Raw genomic sequence first — 11,894 nt, 5'->3', positions numbered from 1 at the left:
ATGGTTGTATTTCTGGGGCGACTACAATTGTTATTGATCCTGCATTAACAACACCAGCTGCACCAGTTGCAACACATGTAGATCCGACCTGTTTAGTAGCAATCGGAAGTATTAATGTCACTAGTCCAGTAGCAACTTCAACATATACCTTAACAGGAATAACGCCTGTAGTTGCTGCGCAAACTGGAACTAACTTTACAAGATTAACCTCAGGAACTTATGAATTAACAGAGACAAATGCGGACGGTTGTATTTCTGTGGCGACTACGATTATTATTGATCCTGCATTAAGAACACCAGCTGCGCCAGCTGCAACACATACTGATCCAACCTGTTTAGTAGCAACAGGAAGTATTACCGTCACTAGTCCAGTAGCAACTTCAACATATACCTTAACAGGAATAACTCCTGTAGTAGCAGCGCAAACAGGAACTAGCTTTTCAACTTTAGCTCCTGGAACGTATGAATTAACAGAAACAAATTCGGATGGATGTGTATCTACGACAACTACGATTGTTATTGATCCTGCATTAACAACACCAGCTGCGCCAGTAGCAACACATGTAGATCCAACCTGTTTAGTAGCAACTGGAAGTATTACTGTCACCAGTCCAGTAGCAACTTCAACATATACCTTAACAGGAATAACACCTGTAGTAGCTGCTCAAACCGGAACTAGTTTTACAACCTTAGCACCAGGGATTTATGAATTAACAGAAACAAATGCAGACGGTTGTATTTCTGTGGCGACTACGATTGTTATTGATCCTGCATTAACAACACCAGCTGCGCCAGTTGCAACACATGTAGATCCGACCTGTTTAGTAGCAACAGGAAGTATTAGCGTAACTAGTCCAGTAGCGACTTCAACATATACCTTAACAGGAATAACACCTGTAGTAGCTGCACAAACTAGGACTAGTTTTATAGCCTTAGCATCAGGAACTTACGAGTTGACAGAAACAAATGCAGATGGTTGTATTTCTGCTGTGACTACAATTGTTATTGATCCTGCATTAACAACACCAGCAGCGCCAGCTGCAACACATGTAGATCCGACCTGTTTAGTAGCAACCGGAAGTATTAATGTCACTAGTCCAGTAGCAACTTCAACATATACCTTAACAGGAATAACACCTGTAGTAGCAGTACAAACTGGGACTAGTTTTACAACCTTAGCCCCAGGAACTTATGAATTAACAGAAACAAATGCAGATGGTTGTGTTTCTGCTGCAACTACAATTGTTATTGATCCTGCATTAACAACACCAGTTGCACCAGCTGCAACACATGTAGATCCAACCTGTTTAGTAGCAACAGGAAGTATTAGCGTAACTAGTCCAGTAGCGACTTCAACATATACATTAACAGGAATAACTCCTGTAGTAGCTGCACAAACTGGGACTAGTTTTACAACCTTAGCACCAGGAACTTACGAGTTGACAGAAACAAATGCAGATGGTTGTATTTCTGCTGTGACTACAATTGTTATTGATCCTGCATTACCAGTTCCTACAACTCCAAGTGCAATATTAACTCAACCAACTTGTTTAGTTCCTAGCGGTACAATTACATTTGTGGTACAACCAAATGTAGAGTATAGTATTGATGGAGTGAATTTTCAAACTAGTGAAGTATTTACCAGTTTGACACCAAATACTTATACCCTTACAGTAAGAAATACGGCAGGATCACGTTGTTCTACAGTAAGTTTGTTCCCTGTAACTATAGATCCTGTACCTAGTTCACCACCAACACCAGTTTTAGCGAGTGTTTTACAACCGACATGTTCTATACCAACAGGAACAATCACTTTTGTTAGTCAACCAAATGTAGAATATAGTATTGATGGAATAACTTTTAGAACAAATGAAGTTTTTTCAAATTTACCACCCAACACTTATAATTTAACAGTTCGAAGTTCAATAGAAAGAAATTGTGTTACAACGAGTTCAGTTCCAGTGGTTGTTAATTCAGTGCCGATTTCGCCTGCGGTTCCAGTTTTAGCTAGCGTTTTACAACCAACATGTTTTATACCAACAGGAACCATCACTTTTGTTAGTCAACCCAATGTAGAATATAGCATTGATGGAATTACTTTTCAGTCAAGTGAAGTTTTCTCAAACTTATCACCTAATACTTATGATTTAACAGTTCGAAGTACAGTTGATAGTACATGTTCAGCAACGAATTCAGTTCCAGTGGTTGTTAATTTAGTGCCGATTCCGCCTGCGGTTCCAGTTTTAGCTAGCGTTTTACAACCAACATGTTCTATACCAACAGGAACAATCACATTTGTTAGTCAACCAAATGTAGAATATAGTATTGATGGAATTACTTTTCAGTCAAGTGAAGTTTTTACAAACTTGTCACCTAATACTTATGATTTAACAGTTCGAAGTACAGTTGATAGTACATGTTCAGCAACGAATTCAGTTCCAGTGGTTGTTAATTCAGTGCCGATTCCGCCAGCGGTTCCAGTTTTAGCAAGTGTTTTACAACCGACATGTCCTATACCAACAGGAACGATCACTTTTGTTTCTCAACCAAATGTAGAATATAGTATTGATGGAATTACTTTCAGAACTAATGAAGTTTTTTCAAATTTACCACCCAATACTTATAATTTAACAGTTCGAAGTTCAATAGAAAGAAATTGTGTTACAACGAATTCAGTTCCTGTAGTTATTAGTTCAGTTCCAGCACCACCAACAGTACCAGTTTTAGCAAGTGTTTTACAACCTACTTGTTCTATACCAACAGGAACAATTACTTTTGTTAGTCAACCAAATGTAGAATACAGTATTGATGGAATTACTTTTCAGTCAAGTGAAGTTTTCTCAAACTTATCAGCTAATACTTATGATTTAACAGTTCGAAGTACAATTGATAGTACATGTTCAGCAACGAGTTCAGTTCCAGTAGTGATTAATTCAGTGCCGATTCCGCCAGCGATTCCGGTTTTAGCAAGTGTTTTACAACCGACATGTTCTATACCAACAGGAACAATCACTTTTGTTAGTCAACCCAATGTAGAATACAGTATTGATGGAATTACTTTTCAGTCAAGTGAAGTTTTTTCAAACTTATCACCTAATACTTATGATTTAACAGTTCGAAGTACAGTTGATAGTACATGTTCAGCAACGAGTTCAGTTCCAGTGGTGATTAATTCAGTACCGATTCCACCAGCGATTCCAGTTTTAGCAAGTGTTTTACAACCGACATGTTCTACACCAACAGGAACAATCACTTTTGTTAGCCAACCCAATGTAGAATATAGTATTGATGGAATTACTTTTCAGTCAAGTGAAGTTTTTTCAAACTTATCACCTAATACTTATGATTTAACAGTTCGAAGTACAGTTGATAGTACATGTTCAGCAACGAGTTCAGTTCCAGTGGTGATAAATTCAGTGCCGATTCCGCCAGCGATTCCAGTTTTAGCAAGCGTTTTACAACCGACATGTTCTATACCAACAGGAACGATCACTTTTATAAGTCAACCAAATGTAGAATACAGTATTGATGGAATTTCTTATCAGTCAAGTGAAGTTTTCTCAAATTTATCACCTAATACTTATGATTTAACAGTTCGAAGTACAGTTGATATAACATGTTCAGCAACGAATTCAGTTCCAGTAGTTATTAATTCAGTGCCAAATTTACCGGTAATATCAGCATCAATAATTACACAGCCAAGTTGTATTGTTAATACAGGAGAAATTACAATAAGCAATCCTACAGGAAGTAATTTCGAGTACAGTATTAATGGGACAACTTTTCAAACTTCTCCAATTTTTTCAAATTTAATTCCAAACACTTATACAATCACAGTTAGAAATATATTAGATGTAACCTGTGTCTCTACAACTTCTTTAACCATAACTGCTGCTCCAGTAGTTAATTTAGCAATAACTTGTCCGCCTTCAATAACTTTGGAATGTGGAGCATCATTAGAAACTACTAATACAGGTATACCAACAGTTATTGAAAGTTGTGGAGAAGTTACACTTACGTTTACTGATAGTAATTTGACAAATGGTTGTAGTAGTAATACAGGAACTTTTATACGAACTTTTACAGCAACAGATGAAAGAGGAGACACGGTTACCTGCACTCAAGAAATAATTATAGAAGATACAATACCTCCAGTATTCGAAACCACTATTCCCCCGAATTTACTAGTTTCTTGTGATACAATTCCACAAGTAATAACACCTCAAGCAACAGATAGTTGCGGAGATTCAGTAAATATAACATTTAGTGAAAATAGAATAGACGGAGCTTGTTCAAACAGATATCTTATTGAACGAATTTGGACAGCTACTGATGTTTGTGGTAATGCTAGTACTTTTACACAACAAGTTGATGTTTTTTGTCCGGTTAATGTTTATAACGGTATTTCATTTAATAATGATGGTGTAAATGATATTTTTTTATTGGAAGGAATAGAATGCTATACTAATACTGTGAAAATCTTTAATCGATGGGGAGTTTTAGTTTTTGAAACAGAAAATTATGATAATGTAACTAATGTATTTAGAGGAGTTTCAGAAGGAAGATTAACTATAGCAAAAAATGAAAAATTACCTACAGGGACTTACTTTTATATTATAAAGTATGATTTTCCTAATAATGGAAATTTAGAGTTGTTGACCAAATCTGGGTATCTGTATATAAGTGATTAACATAAAAATCAATCAGCTATAATTATTTGTTTAAATAAAGTTTTAACATAAAAACAAATGTGTAATTCTATTTTCGCGATTATTAAAAAAATAATTCTAAGTGAAAATCCCACATTTAATAATTGCTATATGTTTTTGGTTGCTTAATATTCATGAATTTTCAGCCCAAAACTTAAGAAAAATTGATAGTTTAAAAAGTTTAATAGAAAGTAAAAAATTAACTGATTCTACCTTAATTGTAGCCTATAATGAAATAGGTTTTGAATACGTGAGTTCTAATTATGAACTCAGTAAAGACTATATAACAAAGGCAATTCGTATTGCCAGAAAAAGTAATAATAGACGTGGTTTAGCTGGAGCTAATAACTGCTTAGGTATTGCACACTATTATCAAAAGGAATACGATTCTGCTTTGGTTTATTTTAATAAAGCTTTGACTATTAATAGAGAAGAAAAGTATTTGTGGGGACAAGCATCTGCATTGTTTCAAATAGGAGTGATTAATAAATATCAAAGTAATTACCTAAAATCAATATTTAATTTTCAAGAAGCAAAATCAATTTTTGAGTCACATAATGATTTAATTTCAGTAGCAAAAGCATATGAAAATATTGGAGCTTCATACAACTTGATGGGGTATTATCAGAAAGCAATTTCTTTTTATTTAAAAGCAAATGAAATATATGAAAAGAGAAAAAATACAAAAGGAATTGGTAGGATATATCATTACATAGGTACCATGTATCTCAAACAAAAAAAATATAATAAAGCATTAGAGTATATAGGTAAATCTTTGAGTGGAGTAAAAAAGGCAAAAAACAAAAAACAAGTTACAGTAGTTTATTTAAACTTAGGAAAAAGCTATTTAGGGTTAAAAGAGTTTGATAAAGCATTACATTATTTCGAAGAAGCATTAAAGATTAGACTTTCAATATTAAATAAAAAAAGTATAGCTATTGTTCAAGTAAGAATTGGAGAGGTTCATTATCACTTAAAAGAATACGATAAATCGATTCAATTCTTAAATAAAGCATTGGGTAATTTTGTGAAAAAAGGTGATTTTTTAGATCAGATCTCAGCTCATTATATGATAGCTAAGAGTTACTTAGCAGTTCATAAATTATATTTAGCTAAGCAGCATGTTAAAAAAGCCATACAAATTTCAGAGAAAGTAGGAGACATAGAATTACAAAAAAAGTCTTATAAAATTTACATGGATATTTTAAAGAAAGAAGGTAAAATAAATACGGCTTTGAAATATGCAGAGAAAGTAAATGTTCTCAATGATTCTATTTACAAGCTAGAAGAGCTAAAAAAGGTAAGTGAATTACAAGTTATTTATGAAATAGAAGAAAAAGAGAAGCAAATTAATAAGCAAGAAATAGAGATTGAATTCTTTAAAAAGGAAAAAGAAATAAGAGATTTAAGATTTAATATCTTAATTATTAGTGTCCTTTTATTTATGGTGTTTTTAATTTTAGGTTTTTACACGAATAAACAGAAAGTAATACAATCTAGGTTGTTAGTGCAAAATTCAATTTTAGAAAAAGAAAAATTAAGTGCAGAAATAGCATTTAAAAAACGAGAATTGGTAACACATACTTTACAGATTACCAAAAAGAATATGGTGTTAGAAAAACTGAAAAAATACATTGAAGATACAATGAAATCTGAAAATGATTTTGTCAAGTTTAATTCTAGAAAATTATTGCAAATTATTAGAAGTGAGTTGGTTCACGATAAAGAACAGTGGAATAATTTCAAAAACTATTTTGAAAAAGTGCATCCTAATTTTTACATTCAGATAAAAGAAAAATACCCGAAAATTACATCAGGAGAACTTAGATTACTAGCACTAATAAAAATGAATTTGTCTTATAAAGAGATTGGAGGAATCTTAAATATTACATATGAAGGAGTTAAGAAAGCAACATACAGACTAAGAAAAAAAATGGAATTAACTTCTGAAATGTCATTACAAGATATAGTGAGTGAGTTATAAACTAAAAAAAGAAAGTCTGATCATTTTTATGATCAGACTTTAAAAATAAATAACCCAAATTAATTTATACGATAGAATTAATTTACTTTATAATCAGTTTTTTAGTAACTGTTTCATTTTCTTTTTGAACACGAATTAAGTATAATCCCTCTGAGAAATTATCAGTGTTGAAAGAAGTAATTTGTCCTTCAGCTACTTTTGATAAAATTACTTTACCAGCTGTATCAGTAATACTTATTTTAGCACCTTGTTGAGAAGTAATATTTACAATATTGATAGAAGGATTTGGAAAAACTTTTACTTCAGTATTCACAGAAGAGAAGCTTGTTCGAGATGCAGTACACTGTCCAATTTCTTTCCACTGATTTTTTGAACAAGTAGTATTTCCACCGGGTTTACACTTTCCAATACTGTTATTTACCAATTCATATATAGAAGCGTTTAGTTTTACTTTATCTCCTTTTTTATATGAATCAGATTTTTTCCAAGTAGGAATTTGGTTACAATTTCCGTTATTAGGCGGATTTGTAGTATCTCCATTATCATTATCATTATCATTATCATTATCATTATCAGATCCATTGTCTGTATCTCCATCAGGAGCTAAACCCGCAGATCCAGGAGGAACAGGAATAACAGCTCTTCTAGTTTGACTAGGATTAGCACCAACAGTAATCGTTATGTCATCAAAAAAGTTACCTTCTTCTGTAATTACTCTAAATGTAGCTGTTCCTTCTTTTAATGCAGTTACAATTCCGGTTTTAGAATCTACTCTAGCAACATCCATCCCAGAAACACTGTAAAAAGTAAACTTTTTATTACTAGCTTTTGTAGGAGCAATAACAGGAGTTAGAATCGTATTTCCACCAACTCTTACAGGAACTTCAGACTTTTTTAAAGTAACACCAGTAACAGGAATGTTTTGTGTAGATTCATTCATTGGCTCAAATACTTTTACATAAAGTACTTGCATCGATTGTGGGAAGAAATTTCTTGCTCTAGATAATACAGTCGGATTTGGCATTACAAATCGATTGCTACAAAATTGATTATAAGGAGCACGTATTCCTAAAGACAAAGTAATTCGCATAGGGTTTGTTAAGTCTGCTTCTTTTTGCCACAACACATTAGGTTTTCTTCCTATTTCTTTACCATTTACATACCAAATAATTTCCTGACTTGTAACTCTACATCCAAAAATGTTGATGTCTCTAGGTTCAAATTCATGTGTTTCATTTCGTTCAGCAGCTGTGTTTTGTTTTGGTCTCCACCATCTTCTACCAGCAGTACTATTAATTGGTCCAACTGTTAATCCTCCATTTTCTACAGACGGAACAAAAGCACCAACAGGAGGATTTAAAGAACTATCAAAACGTTGTTTAGAAGAAGCCGTAGTAATTGCGTGTAAATTATGATCCATAACTTTACGAGTTGCTTCACTAGTTCCTTCTTGAGTAAGTTCTACCACATCAATTTCTTGATAACGAACTTTACCAACAGTTGTATTAGATCTTATTTGATTGTATAACCAAAATGCAGGTGAAACTCCAGGAAAACCATCGCTTCCTTTAATTGCAGCTTCGTAGTATCCATATACAAATCCAGGAGAAGTACTTCTTAACATTCCAGAAGAAAATCGAACTGGAACCATATTGGTAGAAGCGTTTCCGTTTACACAACCATCAGGAACCATATTTTCAGGAAAACCAGCTTCATTGTATCGAGCAGTAATAAATAAAGAACCATTTTTTTGTTCTATATTTTGTTTATTTCTCCAAACCCAACTTTGCACATTTTCAGGTTCTTTAGCCCAAATTCTTGTATTGTATTTATATTCAGAATCTGGAAAATTATCATTCTTAAAAAGATCGGATCTATCCCAACGAATTCTCCAATTAATGGTTGGATCATCGGCATCACCGTAAGGTCTAGTTCGTTCTTCAAGAGATTTTTCGTCAAAATTTTGAGAGCTAGCACTAAAAATAGCACTAAGGTTTAATAGTAAAATTAAGAGATTAGTTTTTTTCATTTTATAAAAATTGATGTTTTGGGAGGTTAAAAAAGTAAAGGGGATAACGTTTGGGGTTTTTAAGGGATATTTAAATGATTCTCATAATCCAAAATCAGCATAAATTAATCATTGGGGTATATAATTTTTTAACGTTATACTTTGTTTTCCTAACATCCATAATTAATGTTGTTAATCAACGAAGCAAAATTACTGACGCCTTAATTTTTATACTCAAAAAATAGGGTTACAAAGAAGGTACAAAACAGGTATACATTATGTATACAACTCTTGTTTAGTAATACTTTAGGTATATAATGCTTAAATTTTCTTAGGAAAAGATTGATAGTTCTGAAAAGTATCTAAGTATTCTTTTAAACTAATATTATCGTTATAATTTATTTTCTTTTTAATACGTTGTCGAGCTATTTTTATAGCATGTACAGAAACATTTAAGAGTTCAGCTGAATCTTTTAAACTGAAACCTAATCGAAGTAAAATACAATTTCGAATATCGTTTTTTGTAAGGTTAGGATGTATGTTTTTTATCGTTGTACTAAAGTAAGTATACTGTGATTCTAATTTTTGAAATATCAAATTTAGATTAGAAGACGATTGTATAATATTTTTTAGTTTATTGTATACTTCTTGAAGATTCTGATTATGTTTTTCATCTTTTAAATTTTCAATAACTTTTAAGGTTTGTATCAATTCTTCCTGCTGTGCAGAAACAGCAATTACTGTAGCTAAAATCTCTTCTTCTTTTTGTTTGATGTGATTTTGTAGCGTTGCTTTTTCTTTTATTTCTAAGTTTTTAATCTGCGTATTATTACTTCTCAATTTTGAAATAAAGATAATCAATAAAGAGGTTAATAAAGAACAAACTACAATAAAAACAATAAGTAAGTATCTAAACTTCTGTCTAACTTTTAATATTCTTAAATCTAAATTATGATTGTCTTCTGAAAAGATTTTATTCTTGCTATCATCATTAACAACAGAAGTTATCATGTCTTTTTTCTTTTTGACTGGTTTAAAATCAAAGATTGATGTGATAGTATAGTTTTTAAACTTTTGAAAAATGTTCAAGTCATGTACACTGATATCAGAAATAAAACTAATCCTTTTAGATTGATATGCCTTAGCATTCAAAAATGAAAAAAGTAGTGTTAATAATAGTATGTCTTTTTTTATTTTGCTCATAAAAAAAAGAAAGTTTGAATATGATTTTTTAGTATTAAATAACGATAAAAATAGATCAAGATTACTTGAGCAAAAAGGATGATGAAATGGTGTTTTACTCTTTTTTTAGTTACTTTTTCTTGCTAGAAAAAAGAATTGATAGATGGTTTAAGTTGTTGTTAATTAATTGTTTGTTTAATGTTTTTAACTAGTTAAATATTAATTTTCATAAAAACAAAACAGAGTAGGTTATTTGCCTTTTTTGGATAAAATAAGATAATCATAGGGTAAGATTGAATCTCTTTAACGTTTTCGTTGGAAGTAGTTTAGCGGACTTTATTATAAACCCTAAATTATGATTTTCAAGAAAAATTTTTTAGTAGCTGCAACCCTAACAGCTGCAACTGCAATATCTTGTTCAGATAATGTAGAAAAATTACAAATCGCGACAGAGAGCAATAACCCCGAAATTGAAATTGCAAGTCGCGCACCTCAAAAATTTAATCAATCGAACTTTTACATTGCCCCAACAGAAACTACACGAGTTAGATTTACAGGAACCACCTCAGCAGATTTAAACCGATTAATTACGCAACAATCAGATGAAAATGGTTCTGGAGTGATTATTGAAATTCCAAAGTCAACTTATTATTGGAATAGAATCACTTTAAAATCTAATATTCATTTAAAAATAGCAGGCGGAACTAAAGTTATTTTCGATGGAACAAGAGGAAGTGTGTTTTCTATCGGAGGAAGTAAAAATGGTAATCGTTTAAAAAACGTAAGTATTAGCGGAAAAAATAATCAAAGATTTACTGTTGATATTTCTTCACCATCATTAACGAATCAAAATGTAAACGTGCTTAGAGTAGGACGTGTAGACAATTTTAGATTTTCAGATATCAATATAAAAGATAGAAGAAGTTCTGTAAATTCTATTGTATTAGTTCACGTTCCAGGATCTCAAGAAAGAAGACCTGGTCCTGAAGATGGAGTCATAGAAAACATAAGCCAAACAGGATCTCATACAGGTTATGGTTTAGTTCAAACCTATAATGCTAAACACGTTTTATTTAGAAAACTTTCTTGTGATGGCGGAATTACATTACGAATGGAATCTGATGATAAAGGCATGAAAGATGAACTTAAAAATGGAAGTAAAAAAGGAGGTATAACACAAATTTTTGCTTACGACATGCGAAATAAAAACGGATTATGTGCTGTAATGTTCTCTCCTCATTTTGTTGAAAATGGTAAAGTAACTGTAGAAAAAGTTAGATCTGTAGGTTCTGCATTTGCAGTTAGAGTAGAAAAAGGTTTCTTAGAGTTATTTGATAAATCAAGAAGATTTCCAATCAATAATCAAGGAAGAAGAGATTTCGAAGCATTTGTTAAAGCACAATTCCCAGGAATTACTAATGTGTTATCTGGTAATCCATACAAAAGAAATAACGGTACGCAGTGGGCAACAAGATTGTCTCCAGAAGCTAGTGTTGCTTCTAGAAATGCTTATGTATTAGATCAGTTAGGAAACGGATTACAAGCAGGAAGTTATCAAGCTTCTACGGTAACTGATGTTACTGCAATTTACCAAAATGATGGTGGAGCTAAAATAAAACAAGCACATTTAAAGTTTATACCATGTAATTTATGGGAAAACGGAATAAAAAATCCAGTAACTAGTTTAGGAATGTTTGATGGTTTTGAATATCACGGTCCATCAGTTTCTTTAAGTTACGATAATACTAACGGAAGTACAGTTGGTGGTCATTACAATGTAACTTTAGTTGATGAGAATTTTAGAAATTTCCCAGCAAGTTCAATTCAAAACATACAGTATAATACAAGTGCTATTTGTGATAATAGACCAGCAGATGTTACTAGATTCACAGCTAGCTTTCCAAACTAAAATAGTTTAAAATAATTGATTACATAGACTGCCTTTTATAGGCGGTCTATTTTAATTAAAAGATGAATTTATAATCATCGTTACTAAAGTAACACACACATA

The 11,894-nt window shown here is 31.9% G+C and carries 5 protein-coding genes; 3 read left to right on the top strand and 2 right to left on the bottom strand.

Features of this window, described 5'->3' with window-relative positions; genetic code table 11:
* Together Q1A15_RS19395 and Q1A15_RS19390 are read left to right on the top strand one after the other, a co-directional pair.
* On the top strand, positions 1 to 4,691 hold a 4,691-nt coding region (locus Q1A15_RS19395; protein WP_299627839.1), incomplete at its 5' end, for a gliding motility-associated C-terminal domain-containing protein.
* Between the two features lie 100 nt (positions 4,692 to 4,791).
* Positions 4,792 to 6,693, top strand: coding sequence for a tetratricopeptide repeat protein (locus Q1A15_RS19390; RefSeq protein ID WP_299627837.1), 1,902 nt, complete (start codon positions 4,792 to 4,794; stop codon positions 6,691 to 6,693).
* Between the two features lie 82 nt (positions 6,694 to 6,775).
* Here Q1A15_RS19390 and Q1A15_RS19385 read toward each other — a convergent pair whose 3' ends face one another.
* Positions 6,776 to 8,722: a T9SS type A sorting domain-containing protein gene (locus tag Q1A15_RS19385; RefSeq protein WP_299627835.1), complete on the bottom strand. Its 1,947-nt coding sequence runs from the start codon at positions 8,720 to 8,722 to the stop codon at positions 6,776 to 6,778.
* Positions 8,723 to 9,022: 300 nt separating this feature from the next.
* The gene (locus tag Q1A15_RS19380) at positions 9,023 to 9,904 is read right to left on the bottom strand and encodes a hypothetical protein (protein WP_299627833.1); all 882 of its coding nucleotides are present in this window, start codon (positions 9,902 to 9,904) and stop codon (positions 9,023 to 9,025) included.
* Positions 9,905 to 10,238: 334 nt separating this feature from the next.
* Here Q1A15_RS19380 and Q1A15_RS19375 point away from each other — a divergent pair, with 334 nt between their 5' ends.
* Positions 10,239 to 11,792: a hypothetical protein gene (locus Q1A15_RS19375; RefSeq protein WP_299627831.1), complete on the top strand. Its 1,554-nt coding sequence runs from the start codon at positions 10,239 to 10,241 to the stop codon at positions 11,790 to 11,792.
* The last annotated feature ends 102 nt before the right edge of the window (positions 11,793 to 11,894 follow it).

The organism is uncultured Tenacibaculum sp., from assembly GCF_947495995.1.
Classification (GTDB): domain Bacteria; phylum Bacteroidota; class Bacteroidia; order Flavobacteriales; family Flavobacteriaceae; genus Polaribacter.
The sequence above is the reverse complement of the archived record's forward strand: the minus strand, read 5'-3'. Positions and strand labels throughout refer to the sequence as shown.

Excerpts from the sequence above, each read along its gene's own strand:
- Q1A15_RS19385 (WP_299627835.1), bottom strand. The coding sequence starts at position 8,722 with ATGAAAAAAACTAATCTCTTAATTTTACTATTAAACCTTAGTGCTATT.
- Q1A15_RS19380 (WP_299627833.1), bottom strand. The coding sequence starts at position 9,904 with ATGAGCAAAATAAAAAAAGACATACTATTATTAACACTACTTTTTTCA.
- Q1A15_RS19375 (WP_299627831.1), top strand. The coding sequence starts at position 10,239 with ATGATTTTCAAGAAAAATTTTTTAGTAGCTGCAACCCTAACAGCTGCA.